Genomic DNA, 20,201 nt, shown 5'->3' on the forward strand with positions numbered 1-20,201 from the left:
GTCACCGCGGGCGTCCGTCACGACGTGTCCTCGGCCGGGAGCTCCAGGTCAAGTTCGTAGCCCCCGTCGGCCGTCGGGCCGGAAGTGACGGTGCCGCCGAGGAGTGCGGCGCGCTGCCCCAGGCCGACCAGCCCATGGTGCGCGCTGGGCAGGGGAAGCGGCGGCCGGGTCGGTGCGGTATTGGTGACCGTGGCACGGACAGCGCCGTCCTCGTGGCGGATGCGAACCGTCGCGGTGGTTCCGGGGGCGTGCTTGCGTACGTTGGTCAGCGCTTCTTGGACGGTGCGGTAGATGGCGCGCTGGACGGTGGGCGGAAGGTCGTCGGACACGTCGGTCTGCAGCTCGACGCGGATGCCGCTGTTGTCGACCAGCCGCTCAAGGTCGGCCAGAGAGGGCTGCGGTGTCAGTTCCGTGGGGCGGCCCCCGGAGGCGCGCAGGACGCTGACCATGTGCCGCAGTTCGTCCAGGGTCTGTACGCTCAGCCGCCGGATCGTGGCGGCGGCCTCCTTGACTTCGGCGTCCTGGGTCCCGACCTGAAGCGCTCCGGCCCGCACCGCGATCAGACTGACCTGGTGGGAGACCACGTCATGCATCTCCCGGGCGAGCTGCGCGCGCTCCTTGGCCAGCACGGCCTGGTCGGTCAGCAGGCGCTTGTGGTCGCGCGCCTCGGAGATCTCGGCGAGCCGCTGTGACAGATCGCTGCGGGTCTGGACGAGTTGGCCCAGGAAGACAGGAGCGGCTGCCGTCGCCGCGGTGTAGCCCAGAGTGAAGAGGGTCGAGGTGGAAGCAAGGTTGTAGTTCAGTGACGGCCATGAGGTCATGTCGCAGATCGTGAACGCCGTGGCACAGACGGCCAGCAGGGCGCGGTGTCGGGTGAACGAGGCGAGGGTGTACAGCGCGGCCAGCGCGGCGAAGATCGCGTCGGAGACCAGGACGGCGGGCAGAGTGAGCAGGAAGGTAAGCAGCGGCCGACGTCGGCGCAACAGAAGAGAGAAGGCGGCGACCAGGGCGCACGCCATGCGCAGCTGCTCGTCGATGTGGACCTTGAACCAGACATCGAGCAGCGAGGCTCCGACGAGGGCGGCGTCCAGCAGCGGGGCACGCAGGCGGCGGAGTCTCATCCCCCCTCCTGGTCCTGCGGTGGCTTGAGAAGGCGAGCCCGTTCGGCGAGCAGGACGAGGCTGCGGGCAGCGGGTTTTTTGGGGCCGGCGTTCACGTGGACGTCCACGACCTGCCCAGTGACCTTGGACGACCGTACGGTGCCGCCGTCGGCCAGGGGTCGCATCCGGATGTGCAGCATGTCCAGCGGTACGACGTCAGGACGTATCTCCCGCGCCGCCTGAAGCGTCTGGCCGCCGGGAACCGCCACCGCGACATCGATGTCCCGCGCCGCGTCGAAGGTGCGTTGAAAACCCTTACGCATCAGGGCCTCGTCATCGACCACCAATACTCGGATCACGGGTGCTCCACTCACCATCGGACCACTGTCCCGATTCGTATCACACCATGACACTTATAGCGTTTTCTGACGCCGGAACCGGCCAGTCGGCGGGGGCTGGGTCCGCCAGTCGGCGGGGGCGGTTCCGGACATTTGCCGGATGGTTGTGACACACACCGTCCAGGACCCTGGAACACATGGTGCACGACGTATCAGAGGCCGCGCCGTCCGAGGCGGCATCCGCTGTGAGGGCGGATGCCGCCGCCCCCTCCCCCACGTCGTCCACAGGACGGCTGATCGGCCTCGACCTGGCCCGCGGCCTGGCGGTGTTCGGCATGTACGCGGCCCACATCGGTCCCGACCCCTCGGTGGGCGGCCCGCTGGGCTGGGCCATGGAGGTGGCACGCGGCCGGTCCTCTGCCCTGTTCGCTCTGCTTGCCGGGTTCACCCTGGTCCTTCTCACCGGTCGGCCGCAGCCACGAACGGGGCGAGCCGGGCGGCAGGCCATAGGCAGGGTGCTGATCCGCTCCGCCGTTCTGGTTGCCCTGGGATATGCCCTGACCTGCCTGGACACCTCGGTCGACGTGATCCTTGCCGCTTACGGAATGGTCTTCTTCCTCTCCGTTCCGCTGTACCGGCTGCGGGCCGACACCCTGACCGTCATCGCCGCGGCGACCGCGCTCGTACTGCCCCAAGTTCTGTATCCGCTTCGGGCTGCGGTCGAGGGCGGGAGCTGGGCCGATGCTGTCATCGCCCACGACCCGCTGGCCCGGATCACCGATTCGGACGGGATCATTGAATTGTTCATCACCGGCGCGTACCCGGTCCTGACCTGGCTGCCGTTCGTCATCGCCGGAATGGCGCTGGGCCGCATCGACCTCGCGAGGCCCGGCATACGCGCCAAGGTCGCTCTCCTCGGCGGCGCACTGGCCGTACTCGGCTACGGCGGCTCCTGGCTGGCCCTGCACCTGGTCTCGGGCGCGCAGGCAGCCGTGGGCGCGACGACGGATGGCGGGTCGGCCGCATCGGCATGGTGGTCCGACGCCGTGGGCAACCCCACCACCAGTACCCCGGACTGGCTGCTGGTGGCCGCGCCACACAGCCAGACGACATGGTCGATCCTGGGTAACACCGGCGTCGGCCTGGTGGTCATCACCGCCTGTCTCATTGCCACGGAACGGTCGGCCCGATTTCGGTGGCTCGCCGCCCCCGTCATCGCGGTCGGCTCGGTCTCCCTGACCGCCTACTCCGGCCACATCATCGCCATCAAGGCCTTGGGCATCGACAGCCTGCCGACCTTCCCCGCCCTGCTGGCCCTGGTCTGCTTGGCCGCGGCCACCATGCTGTTGGCCGTCGCCTGGAAACGGGCCTTCCGGAGAGGACCACTGGAATACATGCTGCACGCCGCCACCACACCGGCTCGCCTGATCAACTAGGCGGCCGTGGTCGACCAAACACTCACGAAAAGTCGACCAAGCACTCACGGAAAGAGGTAAGCCGATGTCGGTCCGCCTGACATTCATCTGCGCGACAGCCGAGGACACCACCAGGAACCCGGTCTTCGGTGACGGCCTCCTCAGCGAGCGCGGCCTGCACACGGCACGCGTCGTCGGCACGACTCTTCCCCCGTACTCGCTGGCCATCCGGGCACCGTCGACCCGCTGCGCGCAGACCGCTGACGCTCTCGGCCTCGACACCACGCTCGAACCCGCACTGCGCGACTTCGACTACGGCACGTGGCTTGGCCGCACAGTCGGCGAAGTCACCGCGGACGACCCCTACGGGTACGGCGCCTGGCTCACAGACCCGGATGCCGCGCCACATGGAGGCGAGTCGGTACGTCGGCTCTGCCGCCGGGTCGCCACCTGGCTGAGCTGCGTGCCGCCTGGCACGGGCGACGCACTGGCCATCACCGAACCAGCCATTGTCCGGGCCTCGCTCGTCCATGCGCTGTCCGCACCGGCGACGGCCTTCTGGCATTTCGATGTGCCACCCCTGTCCCTGGTGACCCTCACCTTGCATGGTGACCACTGGACCGTCCGCCCCGGGCCCGTCACCCCCGGAAGAGTCGGCACCCGTCGCGCTGTTCCCATGCCCTGTATCGCCGCACAGAATCGGACGACGCTCCTGTGGGGCGAGGCGGCGACCGACGAGCGGCACGACCTCATCGCCTGGGTGTGACCCACCAGGAGAGCCATTCGGGCGGGTGAGCACAGTGCCAACCGCCCGCCACCGAGCGGTACGGCGACCATCCGGCGCACCACCGTGCCACCGAACACGTCGACCGCTGCGCCTGCCACGTCTTCACCAGCCGGCTGACCCGTGGCTCGAGGTCGAGAACCGAGCGCCGCGGAGCAGCGCGCTCCGCGTCGCGGATCAGGGCACGGCCCCGGCGGGCCGTGTCAGACGGACACGGCGGCAGTGGACAGCTCCCACAGCCGCTCCGCGGCCACCGGGTCGAGCGCGTACTCGGCGACGCCCACCGGCTCGATGTCCGTCTCCAGCTCCTTCGGGTCGATGACCGGGGCCTCGGCGCTGTTCTGGCAGTACCGCCCGGTCACCCCCTCGACCAGCGGCGAGCCGGCCACCAACGCCGAGGTGGCGGCGCCCTGGACGGCGGTGCGCCAGGGGTAGGCGTCATAAACGGCCCGCGCCTCGTCCGACATGTCCTCGCCGAACGCGTGCCGGGCTACAGGGGATCAGTGCTCGTGCGGCTCATCGCGGTGGACCGGGCCGTGCGGGTCGTCGCAGTGCGCCGTGTCGTCGGCCGTGTCACCCGGGAACGCCACTTGGAGCACGTTCTCGGGGACGTGGTCGGCCTGAAGGGTGGTGTGGGTGATGCCGTAGTCGTGCTGGAGGATTTTCTCCAGGTCGCGGCGGACGGCGTGACAGTCGCCGCCGGGCTCGACCAGGACGTGGGCCGAGAGGGCCGTCTGCCCGGAGGTGATCTGCCAGACGTGCAGGTCGTGGACCTCCACGACGGCCGGCTGGGCGGCGAGCTTGTCGCCCAGCGCGTCCGGGTCGATGTCCGCGGGCGCCGCCTCCAGGAAGATGCGGCCCGAGTCGCGAATGAGCCCGTACCCCGCCTTGAACATCAGCGCGACGACGACCAGCGTGGCGATGGGGTCGGCGCGGGCGAAGCCCGTGGTGACGACGACCAGCGCGGCGATGGCGGTGCCGATGAAGGCGAACAGGTCGTTGAGGATGTGCTGATAGGCGCCCTCGACGTTCAGCGAGGTGCGATTGGCCTTGGAGATGCACCAGGCGGCCACCACATTCACCACGATGCCGACGAGCGCGGTGGCCAGCATCAGCCCGCCCTCGACCTCCGGCGGGTTGACCAGACGGCGGACCGCCTCGTACGCCAGCCACGCGCCGAGCAACAGCAGGGTCAGCCCGTTGGCCTGGGCGGAGAGGATTTCGGCGCGCTTGAGGCCGTAGGTGAAGCCGCCGCGGGCCGGGCGCGCGGCCAGCCGCATCGCGATCAGGGCGAGCACGATCGAGGCGGCGTCGGTAAGCATGTGCGCCGCGTCCGAGATCAGGGCCAGCGAGCTCGCGATGATACCGACGACGACCTCGACGGCCATGAATGCGGTGATGAGCGTGAGCGCGATGCCCAGCCAGCGCCGGTCGGCGTCCGCCGTCACGCCGTGGGAGTGCCCGGCGTGGCCTCCCGAGCCGTGCTCGTGCGCCGCATCGTGCTCATGACCGTGGTCGCTCATGCTGTGCACCTTCCCCCTCGCGATGGATGCCTCGATCGAAGTGAAACGCATGCCGGAGCGAATCGGCAAAGGCTGCACCGGTGACCGTTGTCATGTCCGTTAAGCAGCCTCTGAACTGGGAAAACGTGGCGCCAATAGAGGGAGGTCGACAGCAGTCTCGTTCGAAGCTACCCGACAGCGAACCGCACACGAGAGGGTCGGTTGGCCAGGGCCTACGGGTTCCACCACCGCGCCGCGCCCCGCACTCGCCTCCCTGGGCGCCCGGCGTGCTGCGGGCCGTCGCCCGGGGGTGCTGCTCGCTGGTCATCTGGTCGCCCCTTTCCGGCCGGGGCCGATCGGCGGTCCCCGCCTGCCGCGACGGGTACGACGGGAGAGGTCGCCGCGTTCGGCGGTCCTCCGTCTTCCGCGCGGCTCTCGGGTGCGAAGTACGTGACCGCGTGCAGTGGTTCGAGGACCTGCCATACCGTACGGGCGAATGCTGCTTCCATGCGCGCAAGTCTCACAGGTGTCCCAACGCTGCATCCAGACACGACCTCGCCTGGTATGAAGCCGTGAGCAAACCCGTTCCTTGTCCCTGGATATCGCCGCCAGGGTGGGCGGCCTCTCAAGCACCACCAAGCAGTCTCGGTGAAGTCAACTCTCTGTGGGCGCAGGAGCTTTGGTGGGAAGTGGTGGTGATGCCGAGGAACCTGACGGTGGGGTTGACGTCCAGGCAGCAGTTCGAGGTGCGGCGGCGGTTGGCGGGGCGTGATCTGTCGCGTAACGAGCGGCGGCGGTTGGAGTGCATCCGGTTACTGAGCCAGGGCCTGACCGCGCCGCAGGTCGCCGGCCTGGTGGAATGCGACCCGGTCACGGTGCGCGATGCGGTGCACCGCTTCACCGGCGGCGGGTTCGATGCCCTGGCCGATGCCGTGTCGAACAGGTCCTCATCAGGAAGGACAGCTGGCTCCTGTTCGTCATGAGCGCCGAAAACCCGCCGGCCGTGGTGGTCCGGAACGCGGATCGGCGCCCTGATCGGACGGGCCGGGGTACCGGTCACCGTTTGAGTCGTGCCGTACGGACAGGCCATGGCGCCCCGGACAGGATCTGTCCGGGGCGCCGGCGCCGCGGTGGCCGCTTCTTTACACCGCGGCGATGCCCTCCATGCCGGACTCGGCGAAGGGGGGCAGTCCAGTGGTCGTGCCGACCTTGGTCAACGAGCCGTTCCGGCCGACGCGGAAGCCGTCGACGGTACCCGAAGTCGCGTTCTGCACGTACAGGAACTTCTCGTCCTTGGTCACCGCCAGGTCGATGACACCTTGGGACTTGGCCGACGGCGGGGCGGCCACCCCGACGTCGTTGGTGAGCGCCAGCCTGCCCTGACGGTCCGTGCGGTAACCGGTGACGGTCGAATTGCCGGTGTTGCCGCCGTAGAAGAAGTCACCGACACGCTCCAGCCAGCACAGCGTGTTCTGACCGTTGGGCAGGGATTTCTGGACGACCTCGAGGGTGCCGTCGACGCGGACCTTGTACGTACTGACCGTGGACTCCTTGGCCTCGGCGACCAGCATCCGGCCGGCCTTGTCGATGGTGATCGCGAACGGGACGGCACCGGCGGAGTCGTTGACCACCGCCCGCCGCGCGGGGCGTCCGTCACGCGTCATCGGGAAGACTTCGACGGTGTTGGCGGACTTGGTGGTCACGACCAGTTCACGACCGCCGGGAGTGAACGCGACCTGCCCGGGTGAACTGCTGAACAGCGGCACCTTCTTGTTGTCCAGCCCGAGGGAACGGTGAGCGTCACGCAACGGTTCCAGGCCCTTGGCCGTGATCCGGAAACCCTGGACGCTGCCCGCCCCGCCCGCGTTCATGACGTACGCGAGCCTTCCCGAGACCGCGATCGACGAAGGGAAGTCCCCGCCCGAACGCACTACCTGGCGGCCCGTCAGCTTGTGTCCCTCGACTCGGAAGGACGTCACGGTGCCGCTGCCCGCGTTGACCGCAAAGAGCAGGCCGGACCGGTCGTCGTAGACGAGCGAGCCCTGAGAGGCGAGCGAGTCGGTGGGCGCGTCGACCTGGTCCCCGCCCTTGCCACCGGTCGCATAGCTGCCCGCGGAACTCAGCCCGCCGTCCTGCGCGCGCTTGAAGACGTGAATGGTGTTGCCGTCGAGTTCGTTGCCCTGCACGAAGACCGCGTGGTCGGCTCCGGCCTTCACGCTCCCCGCGTCGTCGTGCCCGCGGGAGACCTCTCCCGCCGAGGCGACAGTCACCGTCGTCACAGCCGCCGCCGCGGCGAGCATTCCCGCTCCGACGACGGTCAGCTTGACCTGCAAAGGTGACCTGCGCCTGTTGTGCCTGCTCATATATCGCTCCTCGGGCCTTCGCCACCACCAGGGGGCGGTGGAGGACAGGACCAGAGTTGTCCATGAGGTGATTGAGGCATGAGGGATTCGACTGCCACGTCAGCTTCCCGTAATAACTCGATGTACCGCATCCAGGTCCGCCGACGTCTTGCTTTCGGCCAGGAGGCGAACTCGGCCCTGGGCATCGAGACATGGCACGCGGACGGTGAGGTGGAGTAACCGTCTCGGCACCGGTCTGCCACGAATCGGCCGTGGCCGGGACACTACTTCACCGCGCGCGCCCATGGTTCCTGTCCCTCCTCGAACGGGTGCCCCGTGCCGCGCGCGGTGATCGCTCCTACGAGATGTCTGCCGAGACACGCCCCGACCGCACGCCGCGTCGGCCACGGGTCAGCCGAGGGCGAAGTAACGCAGCCACACGTAGCCGAGGGAGATGGTCACGGTGACGACGGTGACGATCAGGCCGTACTTGGTGAACTGCCAGAAGGTGATGGGCTGGCGGTTGCGTTCGGCGATGCCGAGGACGACGACGTTCGCGGAGGCGCCGATGGCGGTGGCGTTGCCGCCCAGGTCGGCGCCGAGGGCAAGGGCCCACCACATGACGTGGTCGCTGCCGCCGCCCATGTTGTGGACCAGGTCGCTGGTGATGGGCGCCATGGTGGCGACGTACGGGATGTTGTCGACAACGCCGGACAGCACCGCCGAGGCTCCCAACAGGGTCAGGGAGCCGCCCAATTCATCGGTGCCGATGGCGTCGGCCAGCGCCTTGGAGACCTCGTCGATCACACCGGTGTCCACGGCGACGAGGGTGAACGCTTCCTCACCCTGCGGGATGCCGGCTGGAGAACGAGCAGCCACTCGTGTGAGCGGTCGTCAGCACGCCGCGGCGGCGAATGCCGACCGCGCGGCATGTTCATGATCGTCAGCGTCACCTTGCTGAGGGCCAGGTACTCGAACATGCCGGTCTTCTTCAGCACGCCGACGATCATCATCATGCCCATCAGCAGGAAGATGACGTTCCAGTCGACACCGGAGTCCTCGGAGTAGAACGCCGAGACGTCGTTCCGAGGCTCGCTCCCTCGGCCCGACGGCATGCCTGGCGGTGGGGTTGGCCATCGGGTGGAGGGGGTCGGCGGCCCGGTTGATCCCGGACTCGACCGCGGAGATCCGGTCGGCGAGCAGGCCGAGCGCGGCGACCGCGCGGGTCAGTGGGGCGTCCTCGGGGCCGCCGAGCGTCTGCGCGCGAACGTAAGCCGTCTTCTCCTCCGCCCAGCGGGTCTCCTCTTCTGTGCTGAGGGTGCCGCGCAGTTCGGCCAGTTTCAGCAGGTTGGCTTCCGCGCCGGTCGTGAGGGTCTGTGCCTCGGCCGTGTAATGGTCGTCGATGACGGCGGCGAGTTCGGCGTCGTTCATGACCGGCTGGATGCGTTGGGCGATCTTGTTCATGGTGCGGTAGGAGCCCTGGAGCCGAAACGGTGGCTCCGGACGGGTGGCGTCGGTCCGGGCGGCGGAGGCGATGTAGGCCGCGTTGACGGCGAGGACGGTCGCGCGGGCCGTGAGCAGATGGCCCAGGACGGTGAGGATCCGGTCCAGTTCGGCGGGGACGTAGGGGTGGGTGAGGCGGTCGGCGCGTGCGGTCGGGTCGCCCTCTGCGAGTCGGATCAGCAGGTCCAGGTCGGTGCGCTCGCGCCCGGCGAGCGGGGCGAGGACCGGGTTCGCGGTGAGGGCGTTCTCGACGAAGCTGGTGGCGAAGGCGTCCTCCTTGCCGGTCAGGACGTCGCCGAGGTTCCAGACGTCGGCGCGGCTCGCGAGCATGTCGGGGACGTGGAAGCGGCTGCCGGACTCGGTGTAGGGATTGCCCGCCATGCAGACCGCGAAGCGTTTGCCGCGCAGATCGTAGGTCCGCGGCTTGCCGTTCCACACGCCCTCGACGCGGCGCGTGGCGTCGCACAGCGGGATGAACCGCTGGAGCAACTCGGGTGAGGTGTGCTGGATGTCGTCCAGGTGGAGAAGGGTGTTGTTTCCCGCCTCCAATGCGAAGTTGATCTTCTCCACCTCGTGGCGGGCGGTGGCGTTCGGAGCCTCGGCCGGGTCGAGCGAGCTGACTGCGCTACCGAGCGAGGGCCCGTTGACCTTGACCAGGACAAGGCCGAGGCGGTCGACGACGTACTCCATGAGGGTCGTCTTGCCGTAGCCGGGCGGGGAGATGAGCAGGAGCAGGCCGCCGGTGCCGGTGCGCTTCGCATCGCCTGTGGTGCCGAGCTGTTTGGCGAGGTTGTCGCCGATGAGAGGGAGGTAGACCTCGTCGAGGCGACCGCGGACGAACGCGGACATCACCCGGGGTCGGTACTCGTCCAGCCGCAGCCGGGTGCGCTCGGCGGTCACGAGGGCGGTGCGCCGCCGCTGGTACGCGCGGAAGGCCGGGGTGTCGTTCGCCCCGAACTCGCTCGTACGGGCGAGGAATTCGTCGATGCGGATGGTCAGGGAACGGTCGGTGACACGCGGATGCGTGCCCAGCAGCCCCCTGACCGTCTCGGTCAGCGGCGCGTCGGACTCGTAGCGCGGCAGGTCCGGACAGAGTTCGACGGCCACCGCCTCGGCGAGGTCTCCGGGGGTGATGTCCGTGCCGGTGGCGGAGCTGTACGAGGACAGCCACGCCTCGACGAGCTGGCGGCGCGCGGCGAGGTCGTCGAGGGCGGCGAGGTCCTCGTCGTACGCCGACGTGCCCACCGTGCGGCGGAACTTGTCGAGGAGCGTGCGGGTAGCCGAGCTGATGACGAAGCCGTCGGGGTCGGTCGTCAGCTCCTCGAAGAGGTACTTGGCGGACGCCTCGCCGACGTGGACCGCCAGCTCCGCCAGGAAGTCGGCGATCGCGGGCGCGAGGCCGAACGTGTCCCGGGCGCGGGCGAGCGACACCGCGCGGCGTTTCAGGGTCGCGCGCTCCTCGGCGGGAAGCGTGTGGGCCCAGAACAGCTGGGCGGCGGCGCGGCCGGCGGGTTCGTGACGGAGAAGGGCCGCCCTCTCGTGCAGGCGCAGCAGCACGGTGAGGATCGCGGTCGCGTCGTGATCGTGGACGCCGCGCTCGTGGCCTTCGTCGTACGCCGTCTGCGCGGCCTGTCGTACGAGGTCGGGGAGGTCGGCCTCCGCGAGGGCCGCCGGGCCGTGTTCGTCCAGCAGCCGGGCCGCGAGGTGCTCGGCGCGGTAGACCTGGGGCGATTCGGAGGGCAGTAGCCGGTCCCGGTACGGGCGGGTGGCGGCGAAGTCCGGGTCCGTGACCGGAGAGCGGTAGTCGGTGCCGGTGAGCGCGAAGGCGACGCCGTCGCCGTTCGGAACCAGGGTGAGGTCCAGGGGCTCGGTGTTCACGGCGAACCGGTGGCTGCCCAACCGGATGACGCTGCCGTCGTCGGTGTACAGGTCGGTGCGGTCGCGCAGGGCACGGGACGCTTCCTGACGGGCGGCCTCCAGCCGGCCCGTCAGTTCCTCCGCCCGCACCTGGTCGCCGAGTTCGCGCAGCTCGTCCGCGGTGCGCTGGATCTTGGCGGCCATCGAATCGGAGGCGAAGTACGTACTGACCGCGTCGGCGTCGGCGCACGCGGCGGCCCTGCGCGCGACCGTTTCCAGGACCCGGGACGCCGAGGCGACAAGCTGTTCGGCCCGGCGGGCGCGGGCGTCGACGAGGGTCTGCTTGCGGGCCGCGAACGCCTCGTACACCTCGGTCCGCTTGTCCGCCAGCTCGCCGAGGAAGTCATCGAACTCCGTGAAGCGGGCTTCCAGGTTCTCCACCTGCACCAGCAGCCGCGCGAGTTGCTCGTCACAGGACTCCGGGCTCCCCGCGGCAGTGAGCGCGCTCGTGACCGACTGGCCGAGCAGAGCGAACTCGGCGGCGAACTCGGCACGTCCCTCGTGGTCGAGGAGTTCGCGGCGGCGGGCGTCGAGCGTGGCGCGGGCGCGGTTGACGCCGCCCAGCACGTCGGCGACGCGTTCCAGGATGGACGTCCGCACCGTGGCGTCGCCGATGTCCAGTCCGGCGACGACCTCGGTGACGGTCCGCAGTCCGTCGGTCAGTTCCTCGATGCGAGTGGTGACCGGCGCCGCGTCGGCGACAGTGGCGAGCGACTCGGCTTCCGAGACGAGCCGTTCGACGGCCTGGTGGTGGCCGGTGAAGGAATCCTCACGGGCAAGGAAGGCGACGACACGCTGCCCGAACGAGGCGAGGTCGGCCTCCGCGTCGGCGGCGAGCTCGTCGATACGGACGGTGTCGGCGTACCGCAGCTCCTTGACCCTGAGCAAGTGCCCCTGGGCACGGCGCAGTTCGGTGAGGCCGTTCACCCAGGCGGGGGCGTCGCGGGGTGCCTCGCCGCGCAGTCGCCGTACGACCGAGGCGATGTGCGCGGCGGCCTCCGCGAGTGCTTCGGCGGCCTGGCGGGTGAGGGCCTGGACGGTCTCGAACTCGGTCAGTACCTGCTCGACCGTCGCGCGGACCACGTCCAGCGGAGTGCGCAGGTCGCCCAGGTCGGCGTCACCGAGCCAGTGGTAGGTGTCGGCCACGCGGGCGCAGGCGGCGAGCAGCGCCTCGTACATTTCGGCCGTCGGGACGGTCTCGGAAACGGCGCGTGTGAGGGACAGACAGTCGGAGATGCCCCGGACGAGGTCGGCATTGCCGACGCGTCCCAGCGGGCCCGCTTCGGAAGGCCGGTCAGCAGCGTAGGTGTCCGAGACGTACGGGGACCGCCAGAGCTGCAGCGGATGCACGCGTGTCGGCTCATCGGAGTCCGCCCGCAGCACCGTCAGCGTGCCGTCGTCGAAGAGCGCCCAGCCGTGGCAGGACAGCGGAGCGGCGAACTCCTTGCGGATCATGTTGTACTGGAGCAGGAGGCTGCGGCCCTCCACTCGCGCGTGGAAGGCGAAAAGGACGTCCTCGCCGTTGGGCGAGCGGATCACCCGTTCGTACTCCAGGGCTGCCGTATCCAGAGAGGCGGCGATTCCGCCGAAGGTCTTGTACGCCCCCGTGGCCAGGCAGTAGCCGCCTGGGAAGACGATTCCCTGGCCTGCGGGGAGACGGCGGCATGCCTGCCCGATGCCGTCGAGGCGCACCACGGACTTGGTGAGCGTGTTGAAGACCAGGTGGCGGTGCGCGTCCTCCTTGTAGGGGCGGATGCGGAGCAGGATCAGGGCGCCCACGCGCGCGTAGGCGATATCCGCGTCGGCGAGGGACTGGAGCGGTTCGTCGACCGGCTCGGCGTAGATCCCCTCTCCCGTCTCGGTGTTGTCCTCGATCTTGACAGTGAGGGTGCCACCGACCGTCTCGACGAAGACCTCGCCCTCGATGGAGACGTGCGGGTGGCGGCCGAGTACGTGGTCCTCGCGGGTCGCCTCGTGCCACTCGAAGTCGTGCGAGGGCGGGAAGACGTGATCGTGCTCACCGCGTGCGTCCAGGAACGACGCCCGGCCGTCCGCCGAGAGGGCCCACCGCAGTACGCGGATGTCGCCGACCTTCTCACCGGTCTGGAAGACGGCCAGCAACTTGCCGTCCACGTGCCGCAGTTGGAGGAGATGAGCCGCACGGTAGTAGCGGTACAGAGCGACGAGTTCCCGTACGAAGGCGGGGTCGTCGAGCAGGCCGGGGATGGCGTCCTCGGACAGCCGGTTCAGGTCTCGGTCGTGCAGCGCGAAGACGTCGCCCACCGTCGTCTCGGGCTTGAGGCCGAGGAAGACGTTGTATCCGAAGAGCAGGACGTCACCGACGGAGACGATGTCGCGGGGCACGCAGTGGTGCTCGGTGCGGATGCGTTCGGTGCCGGTGAGCTCCAGCCGGGTCGAGCCGAACTGCTCGATGCGGCGGGTGTTGAGCTCCTCGGCACGCCGGGCGAGTTCGCCTGCCTGTGCGGCGAGCCGGTCGCGCAGCACCTCGTACGTACCGGTGTCCAGGCCGGTGGTCATGGGTTCCCTCTCAGGAAGGCGGGACATGAGGTCCGGAGCCGCCGTCCCCTGTTCGGCGGCTCCGGACCTGGTTCGGCGGTCAGACCTTGACGCTGCCGTTCAGGGCGGCGAGGGGCATGTCGGAGAGACCCAGCTCACCTGCCTTGTCGAGCAGTTGCTGCACCTGTCCGGCGCCGGCGCCGCCCGTCTTCATCAGCTTCATCAGCAGTGCGGAGACGGTCAGGTTCTGCACGTCGGCCGTGGACACCGAGCCGAGGATTCGGCTCAGGTCGTCGGTGAAGCTCGACGTGCCGTCCAGCCACGGCCTCGCCAGCGCCTGCGCGGTCTCGGAGTGCCGCATGAAGCCGTCCACGCCCTTGCCGAGTGCGATCGAGGAGACGAGGCGGTCGAAGAAGACCGACTCACCGCCGACGATGTTGATGTCGGCGTTCTCCAGCCCGGTGGCGAGCACCGTGGCCTGCGCCTCGGCGACCTGCCGCTGCACGTCGATTCCGGCCAGCCGGATCTCCTTCTCGGCCTGGGTCCGCAGCCGGTACTCCTCGTGACCACGGGACGCGTCGTCCAGCGCCGCCATCGCGACGGCCTTCTGACTGAGACCCTCCGCCTCTGCCTTGAGCTTCTCGCCGATACCGGTGGCCTCGGCGAGCGCCTTGGCCCGCGAGCCCTCGGCTTCGGCACGCAGCCGGGCCTCGGTGCCGTCCGCCTCGGCACGCAGCCGCGCCTCGGTGGCCACTGCTTCGGCACGGCCGGCCTTCTCGGTGACCTCGGCCGCCTTGTCGCGGACCTGGACGTCGGCGAGGCCTTCGGCGGCGGACTCGGCCTGGATGGCCTCGGCGAGCCGCAGCTTGGCCCGCGCGTCGAGGTCGGCCGACTTCAATCGAGCTTCGGCAAGCGTCAGTTGCTCGGCGGCTCGGTGCTTGGCCGCGGTCTTTGCCGCCTCGGCCGCCTTGATGTCCTTGACCAGCTTCTCCTGGGCCTGTGCCTCGGCGGCGATGATCACGGTCTGCCGTCCGCGCTCGGCTTCCTCCACCGCCCGCAGCTTCTTGATGGACTCCTCCTGCTCGGCGACCGTACGGTCCACCGCGACCCGCTCCCGGATGACCTCGGCGATCTCCCGCTTCTCGGCCTCGGCCTCCTTGTCGGCGGCGATACGCGTCAGGCCCGTCTCCCGTTCCCGGGCGATGACCTCCAGCAGCCGGTCCTTCTCGATGCGCTCGTTCTCGATCGCGATGACCCGCTCGCGGTTCTTCTGCGCGACGGCGATCTCGCGGGCCTGGTTCTCGCGCTGGATGCCGAGCTGCTCCTCGGTGCGGATGAACGCGCCCTGCGAGCCGAGCCGTTCCTCCTCCTGCACCTTCGCGGTCGCGGCCTCCTCGCGGGCGCGGAGGGTCTCGACCTCGCGCCGCTGCTTGATCTCGGCCTCGGCCTGCCGGCGCTCCAGCTCCAGGATGGTCTCCCGGGCGTCGACGTTCTGCCGGGTGATCTCCTTCTGCTCGGTGCGCTGGAACTCGTTGGTGCGGACGTGCTCGATCGTCGTCAGTTCGGTGATCTTGCGGATGCCCTGGGCATCGAGGATGTTCTGGTTGTCGAGCTGCGTCATCGGGGTCTGCTCGAGGAAGTCGATGGCCGCGTCGTCGAGGTGGTAGCCGTTGAGGTCGGTGCCGATGACCTGGATGATCCGGTCCCGGAACTCCTCGCGCTTGGTGTACAGGTCGACGAAGTCCAGCTGCTTGCCGACCGTCTTGAGGGCCTCGGAGAACTTCGCCGCGAAGAAGTCCTGGATCGCCGCCGCGTCGCTCGCGGTCTCGGTGCCAATGGCCTGCGCGACCTTGATGACGTCCTCGACCGTCTTGTTGACCCTTACGAAGAAGCTGATGTGGATGTCGGCGCGGATGTTGTCCTGGCAGATCAGACCCTCACGGCCGGTGCGGCGGATCTCGATGGTCTTCACCGAGATGTCCATGTACTCGGCCTTGTGCAGCACCGGCAGCACCACGGCGCCGGTGAAGGTGACATCCACCTTCTTCGTCTTGGAGATGATCAGCGCCCGCCCCTGCTCCACCTTGCGGAACAGCCGGCCGACCACCAACAGCATGGTGATCGCGATGAGGAGGACAACGGCGACGAGCACGCCGATGCCCAAGGAGATGACATCCATGGCAAACGTCCCTGAGGCGTAAGGAACTTCAAGCGAGTGAGAAGGTGCGGCGCACAGCGGGCGCGAGCGACTCAGGTGCCGTGGCCCCGCGGGTCGAGCGCCGTGTCGTACGGCGCGACCCAGAAGAACTCGCCGACCTCGTCGTAGGCGTACAACAGGCCGGTACTGCCGCTGGTGAGGACCTCGTCCGCGGTCTGGCGCACCTGCACCACCGCGGTGGAGCCGTCCTTGGCCGCGACCTCGGCCTGGCCGAAGCCGACGTCCACCCGCCCCGTGCGGATGGTGCAGGTAAGTCCCACGAAGTCCAGCCGGGACGGCCCCGGTTCATCGGGGAAGAGGTGGCGCAACGGTCGTACGAGCAGGCGGGTCACACGCCAGGCGATCAGTAGTGCCCCCGCCAGGACCACCAGCCCGGACAGCCCGCGGACCACCCCGGAGGACGCCAGGGGATCGAGCAGGACGGTCGCGCTCAGACTCAGGAACCAGCCGATCGCGGTCGCCAGGGAGAAGACGACCGTGACCCCCCCGCCCATCCCCCAGGCGTCGAAGTGCACGTGGCCGTCGAAGCCGTGCGACTCCGCCGCTCCGACGGCGACCAGCAGCCAGAAGCCGACAACCACGACGAGCGCGGCCGTGAACAGGATGGTGGGAAAGCCGCTGACAGCCACGAGAAACGACCACATGCCCCCACCCCCCGCTCGTCGTGTTGTGCTGCTGACCTGTTTCGGTGGCGCACGGCTCCCCTCCGGCTCTCGGTGCCGGACACCACCCAGGTGTCCGGCACCGAAAGCATCCACTGTGCTCCCCTGCGCACATCGTGCATGTCAGGTACCGACCAGCGCATTGCCGGTTCCCGGCAGTGTTCATTAGGGTCTGCATGCCGGTCGCCGCTAAGAAGTCGTCACCGGGCCGTCAAGAAACCGGGGGACGACGTGACGGGGCACGACATACCTGAGCAGTATCTGAAGGGCTATACCCTGATCCTGGCGGAGGTGTCGGCCACCGGCCGGCGCCTCACCCGCGACGAGATCGAGTCACGCCGCACCCTTGGCGAACAGGCCGCCGACGCCGGTCACGGCCTGCGCGCCCTCGTCAGCGCCCACCTGTCCGCCGCCCGCGCCGCCTTGCCCGCGACGCCCGGTTCCGTCGACAGCACACTTGCCGCGATCCAACAGGTCATCGACGCCTTCGCCGAGGGCTACGAACGAGCACAGTTCCTCGCCGTACGGAAAGAGGAGGCGGCGCGCCGCGAGTTCATCGACGACCTCCTCTACGGCCGCAGCGACCTGGGCCGCCTCGCCGAGCGCGCCGAGCGCTTCGGCCTGCGCCTCTCCCACGCGCACGCCGTCGCCGTCGCGCAGGGCACGACCGCCTATGACGAGGGCGCCGTAGTGCCACGACAGGTGGAACAGTCCCTCATCGCGCGCTTCGGCGACCGCAACATTCTGTTCACCACCAAGGACGGCCGTATGCTGTGCGTCGCGCCCGGCGACCAGGACGACGTCCTCACCTACTTCGCCAAGCAGGCGTACGCGGCCTCGGACGGCGGACTCGTCGCCATCGGCCGCCCCCAGCCCGGCCCCGGCGGGGTCGTCCAGTCCTACGAAGAGGCACTGAACACCCTCGAACTCGCCGAACGCCTCGAACTCGACGACCCGGTGCTGCGCGCCGCCGACCTGCTGGTCTACCCCGTCCTCACCCGAGACCGCCAGGCCATGGCCGACCTCGTCCTCGACGCCCTCGGCCCGCTCACCACCGCCCGCGGCGGCGCCGAGCACCTCCTGGACACCCTCACCGCGTACTTCGACTCGGGCTGCGTCGCCGCCGAGGCCGCGCGCCGCCTCTCCCTGAGCGTGCGCGCCCTGACCTACCGCCTGGAACGCATCCACAAGCTGACCGGCGCCAACCCCGCCGACCCGGCCCACCGCTACACGCTCCAGACCGCGGTCATCGGCGCCCGACTGCTGAACTGGCCCGCCCAGAGCCTCTGACCCGGTCGGCTCAGCGGTAGTCGGGGTTCGGGGCGTCCAGACGACAGCCCGCGTCCCGATCCGAGCCCTGGTTTCCGTGGGCGGGGACACCGCCCACGCACGTCAACAGGGGCTCCAGGTCGGTCCATCGCGGGGACCCTGGACCCGGCTCCGGATGCGTCGGGCACCCGGTAGGACGATGAGGCGACGGTGTGACGCCGCCGTCGCACCGCCCGGCAGCCGCTTCGCCACGGAACTGGCGAGGCTCTGAGCTTCACGAATCACCCGCAGCAAGGTCTCGTCGAGCGGACCGCACCAACCCGTCGCACGCGCGTCCCCCGCACCGTCCGACGACACCCCCCCTGGTCCGGCGACCCCTACTCCGCCGCCCTGCGCGCCGGCAGTGGTCCCCTCTACCTCCGCAGTACCGACGCCCGCTGCTGCCGCTGGAGGTGGAACGGTGGTGCGCCGAGGCCGATGCGGCGGATCTGGAGGTACCGCGGCGGTGCGAAGGGGTCGTCCTCGACGTGGGACGCGGGCCCGGCCGGCCCGTGGCGGCGCTCGCCGCGCAGGGGCGACGAGCGCTGGGTATCGCCGTCAGCGAGGCGGCCGTCGCCCACACCGTGTGGCTCGGCAGGCGGGCGCTGCGCCGGTCCGTCTTCGAGGCGCTCCCTGGTGAGGGCCCCTGGGACACCGCCCTCCTACGATACGCCCGCCAAGCGGGCCGGCGCCGAGACGCTCAGTGGGCGGCCGGGGGCCGCTCGTTCGTCGCCCTGCGCAACCGCTCCGACCGCGCCGACCTCCGCGAGCGCAGCACGAGCAGCACGGCGGAACCCCCGAACAACACCGCCGTGACCAGCAACCAGCGGGCCAGGAAGCCGTCGCCGGACAGACCGGTGTCGGAGCGGTAGAGGTCCGACACCTGCCCACTGATCAGCGGAAACCACATCAACAGCAGGAGACAGGAGAAGGTCGCCGGGAACCGGACATAGAGCGTCCACTCCCGATGGCCGACCGCGTCCAACCCCCGTGTGAGGGCCCGGTCCACCCCCGCATACAAGGGCACCAGTACCAGATCGTGCAGGAGCGCCACCCCCACGAACCACAGCACCACCCCGAACCAGTCCCCGGCGAGCAGCCGCACCCCGGCGTACCCGGCGAGCGCGAACGAACAGGCCAGCAGCAGGATCTGGAACGGACTGCCCAGAACGGGCTTCCCGAACGGCCGACGCGTCACGGGTCGTCGCGTCACAGGTCGTCGCATCACAGGTCGTCGCATCACAGGTCTCCGAACGTCATCCGGGCCACCCACTTGGTGTTGAGCACGCCGGGCGCCGCGGGGACGATGATCCGCGCGGGGTAACCGTGGTCGGGGGTCAGATCCTCGCCGTTGACGAACAGGGCCAGCAGCGAGCGCGGGTCGCGCACCTGGTTGTAGCGCAGGGCCGCGTGCCGGAACGCCCCGTGCCGCTGCAACGACTCCACCAGTACGTCAGGCGCCGCGCCCTCCTCGTATCCGACGAGCCGCGCCAGGTCCCGCAGCGGTACGCCCCGCCACCACTGGTCGGAGGTCGACCAGCCCTCCACGCAGGCGATGGGCAACGCGGCGCTGCGGAGCGGGAGTTTCAGCAACTCGTCCCGGCTCAGCCGGACCGTGCGCCCGCGCCCTTCGACGACCAGCCGCCATGCCTCCTCGCTCGTCTCCCGCATGTCGATGCCGACCGCCGCGGCCGTCTTGTTGATCTGGAAGCCGCCGGGGCCGGAGCCCGGTTCGGAGCCGCCGTGGGGCGCGAGGACGGCCGTCTCCCGCAGCGGCGCGTCGAAGCTGCGGCCCGCCGTGGTGGCGAGCAGCACCAGCGATCCGCCGCCCACGAACCCGAGTGCGCCGCGCCGCGAGACGGTGGGCGGGGTGGGGTCCGGCGAGACCAACTCCCCTTCCTCCGTGGTGTTTTCGTCCCGGAGGTGGCGCAGATTGCGGATCGCCGCCGGTACTCGCAGCACGGCGTGCGCCACGAACGCGGCGAAGAACACCCAGGCCCCGTAGAAGTGCAGCGGATAGAAGGAGCCCGGGAAGAGGTAGTCGAGCTGGACGTTCAGCACACCTGTCGTGAACTCGAACAGGGCGCCCCCGACCAGTAGGAGCAGCGAGATCCGCTCCAGCGCGTGCGTGAGCGACCGGGCGGGCGGCAGTGTGAACAGCTTCGGCACGACCGACCACAGCTTCGCCAGCAGCACGGGGATCAGCGCGATCCCGAGCGTGACGTGGACGCCCTGCGTGAGGCGGTACAACCACGATGGGGTGGTGGGCCAGGAGAAGAGGTAGAAGCCGAGCAGACCCTTGTCCGAGGTCATGTCGTTCACCGGTGCCAGGTTCGGGTTGTAGGCGGCGTACGACACGAGACCCGTCACGAACAACACGGTGATCCCGCCGAGCAGGACGACGCCGAGCACCGAGGTGAACCAGGGGCCACGCACGGAGCTGCGCCAGAACGTGGGTGAGGTGGGGAGCTCCGGCTTGTGCATGTCCCGACCGTAGGCCGAGTGCTCTCCCGAACGGGTCCGCAAACCATGACAAAACTCTGACGTCCACCCCGGTGGCCGCGCCGCCGGGCGCTACGCCGGTCAAAGTCCAGG

The 20,201-nt window shown here is 69.6% G+C and carries 14 protein-coding genes and 3 pseudogenes; 5 read left to right on the forward strand and 12 right to left on the reverse strand.

Translation table 11 applies throughout. The features are described 5' to 3' along the window. Positions 1-17: 17 nt before the first annotated feature. Positions 18-1,121: a sensor histidine kinase gene (locus OG819_RS56495; RefSeq protein WP_266638360.1), complete on the reverse strand. Its 1,104-nt coding sequence runs from the start codon at positions 1,119-1,121 to the stop codon at positions 18-20. Then, positions 1,118-1,459, reverse strand: coding sequence for a response regulator transcription factor (locus tag OG819_RS56500; RefSeq protein ID WP_266638361.1), 342 nt, complete (start codon positions 1,457-1,459; stop codon positions 1,118-1,120). The genes OG819_RS56495 and OG819_RS56500 overlap by 4 nt, the downstream gene beginning before the upstream one ends. A 176-nt stretch (positions 1,460-1,635) precedes the next feature. Here OG819_RS56500 and OG819_RS56505 point away from each other — a divergent pair, with 176 nt between their 5' ends. Together OG819_RS56505 and OG819_RS56510 are read left to right on the forward strand one after the other, a co-directional pair. Further along, on the forward strand, positions 1,636-2,874 hold the full coding sequence (locus OG819_RS56505) for a DUF418 domain-containing protein (protein WP_266658008.1): 1,239 nt from the start codon (positions 1,636-1,638) through the stop codon (positions 2,872-2,874). 64 nt (positions 2,875-2,938) lie between these two features. Beyond that, positions 2,939-3,619: a histidine phosphatase family protein gene (locus OG819_RS56510; protein WP_266658010.1), complete on the forward strand. Its 681-nt coding sequence runs from the start codon at positions 2,939-2,941 to the stop codon at positions 3,617-3,619. Between the two features lie 221 nt (positions 3,620-3,840). Here OG819_RS56510 and OG819_RS56515 read toward each other — a convergent pair whose 3' ends face one another. Next, positions 3,841-4,104 (reverse strand): hypothetical protein, encoded by a 264-nt coding sequence (locus OG819_RS56515; protein ID WP_266658012.1) that lies wholly within the window; start codon positions 4,102-4,104, stop codon positions 3,841-3,843. 33 nt (positions 4,105-4,137) lie between these two features. Further along, positions 4,138-5,160 carry a cation diffusion facilitator family transporter gene (locus OG819_RS56520; RefSeq protein ID WP_266638365.1) on the reverse strand — a complete coding sequence of 341 codons (1,023 nt, stop codon included), beginning with the start codon at positions 5,158-5,160 and terminating at the stop codon, positions 4,138-4,140. Positions 5,161-5,837: 677 nt separating this feature from the next. Between OG819_RS56520 and OG819_RS56525 the strand changes: the two genes are divergently transcribed. Then, on the forward strand, positions 5,838-6,122 hold the full coding sequence (locus tag OG819_RS56525) for a helix-turn-helix domain-containing protein (protein ID WP_266638759.1): 285 nt from the start codon (positions 5,838-5,840) through the stop codon (positions 6,120-6,122). Positions 6,123-6,281: 159 nt separating this feature from the next. Here OG819_RS56525 and OG819_RS56530 read toward each other — a convergent pair whose 3' ends face one another. From OG819_RS56530 to OG819_RS56550, 6 genes and pseudogenes are all read right to left on the reverse strand, one after another. Beyond that, positions 6,282-7,502 (reverse strand): hypothetical protein, encoded by a 1,221-nt coding sequence (locus OG819_RS56530; protein WP_266658014.1) that lies wholly within the window; start codon positions 7,500-7,502, stop codon positions 6,282-6,284. Between the two features lie 390 nt (positions 7,503-7,892). Then, on the reverse strand, positions 7,893-8,360 hold the full coding sequence (locus tag OG819_RS56535) for an SLC13 family permease (RefSeq protein WP_266658016.1): 468 nt from the start codon (positions 8,358-8,360) through the stop codon (positions 7,893-7,895). 83 nt (positions 8,361-8,443) lie between these two features. After that, positions 8,444-8,554 (reverse strand): annotated as a pseudogene (locus OG819_RS59025) (SLC13 family permease); the annotation flags it as partial. Positions 8,555-8,591: 37 nt separating this feature from the next. Then, a pseudogene (locus OG819_RS56540) lies at positions 8,592-13,439 on the reverse strand (DNA repair ATPase); the annotation flags it as partial. Between the two features lie 79 nt (positions 13,440-13,518). After that, on the reverse strand, positions 13,519-15,597 hold the full coding sequence (locus OG819_RS56545; RefSeq protein WP_266658020.1) for a flotillin family protein: 2,079 nt from the start codon (positions 15,595-15,597) through the stop codon (positions 13,519-13,521). A 71-nt stretch (positions 15,598-15,668) separates the two neighbouring features. Next, entirely contained in the window at positions 15,669-16,280 is a 612-nt protein-coding gene (locus OG819_RS56550) for a hypothetical protein (protein WP_266658022.1), read from the reverse strand. 249 nt (positions 16,281-16,529) lie between these two features. On the opposite strand from OG819_RS56550, the gene OG819_RS56555 reads away from it, so the two are divergent. Together OG819_RS56555 and OG819_RS56560 are read left to right on the forward strand one after the other, a co-directional pair. Then, the gene (locus tag OG819_RS56555) at positions 16,530-17,588 is read left to right on the forward strand and encodes a CdaR family transcriptional regulator (RefSeq protein WP_266638377.1); all 1,059 of its coding nucleotides are present in this window, start codon (positions 16,530-16,532) and stop codon (positions 17,586-17,588) included. Between the two features lie 342 nt (positions 17,589-17,930). Then, a pseudogene (locus tag OG819_RS56560) lies at positions 17,931-18,271 on the forward strand (SAM-dependent methyltransferase); the annotation flags it as partial. Positions 18,272-18,306: 35 nt separating this feature from the next. On the opposite strand, the gene OG819_RS56565 reads toward OG819_RS56560, so the two are convergent. Together OG819_RS56565 and OG819_RS56570 are read right to left on the reverse strand one after the other, a co-directional pair. Continuing rightward, on the reverse strand, positions 18,307-18,831 hold the full coding sequence (locus OG819_RS56565) for a hypothetical protein (protein ID WP_266658024.1): 525 nt from the start codon (positions 18,829-18,831) through the stop codon (positions 18,307-18,309). A gap of 14 nt (positions 18,832-18,845) precedes the next feature. Then, entirely contained in the window at positions 18,846-20,090 is a 1,245-nt protein-coding gene (locus tag OG819_RS56570; protein WP_266658026.1) for a molybdopterin-dependent oxidoreductase, read from the reverse strand. Positions 20,091-20,201 lie beyond the last annotated feature (111 nt).

Source organism: Streptomyces sp. NBC_01549 (assembly GCF_026339955.1).
Taxonomy (GTDB): domain Bacteria; phylum Actinomycetota; class Actinomycetes; order Streptomycetales; family Streptomycetaceae; genus Streptomyces.

Bases quoted from the DNA above. Each gene is read 5' to 3' on its own strand.
- OG819_RS56550 (WP_266658022.1), bottom strand. From the start codon at position 16,280: ATGTGGTCGTTTCTCGTGGCTGTCAGCGGCTTTCCCACCATCCTGTTC.
- OG819_RS56520 (WP_266638365.1), bottom strand. From the start codon at position 5,160: ATGAGCGACCACGGTCATGAGCACGATGCGGCGCACGAGCACGGCTCG.
- OG819_RS56570 (WP_266658026.1), bottom strand. From the start codon at position 20,090: ATGCACAAGCCGGAGCTCCCCACCTCACCCACGTTCTGGCGCAGCTCC.
- OG819_RS56515 (WP_266658012.1), bottom strand. From the start codon at position 4,104: ATGTCGGACGAGGCGCGGGCCGTTTATGACGCCTACCCCTGGCGCACC.
- OG819_RS56510 (WP_266658010.1), top strand. From the start codon at position 2,939: ATGTCGGTCCGCCTGACATTCATCTGCGCGACAGCCGAGGACACCACC.
- OG819_RS56565 (WP_266658024.1), bottom strand. From the start codon at position 18,831: ATGCGACGACCTGTGACGCGACGACCCGTGACGCGTCGGCCGTTCGGG.
- OG819_RS56525 (WP_266638759.1), top strand. From the start codon at position 5,838: ATGCCGAGGAACCTGACGGTGGGGTTGACGTCCAGGCAGCAGTTCGAG.
- OG819_RS56505 (WP_266658008.1), top strand. From the start codon at position 1,636: ATGGTGCACGACGTATCAGAGGCCGCGCCGTCCGAGGCGGCATCCGCT.
- OG819_RS56545 (WP_266658020.1), bottom strand. From the start codon at position 15,597: ATGGATGTCATCTCCTTGGGCATCGGCGTGCTCGTCGCCGTTGTCCTC.
- OG819_RS56530 (WP_266658014.1), bottom strand. From the start codon at position 7,502: ATGAGCAGGCACAACAGGCGCAGGTCACCTTTGCAGGTCAAGCTGACC.
- OG819_RS56495 (WP_266638360.1), bottom strand. From the start codon at position 1,121: ATGAGACTCCGCCGCCTGCGTGCCCCGCTGCTGGACGCCGCCCTCGTC.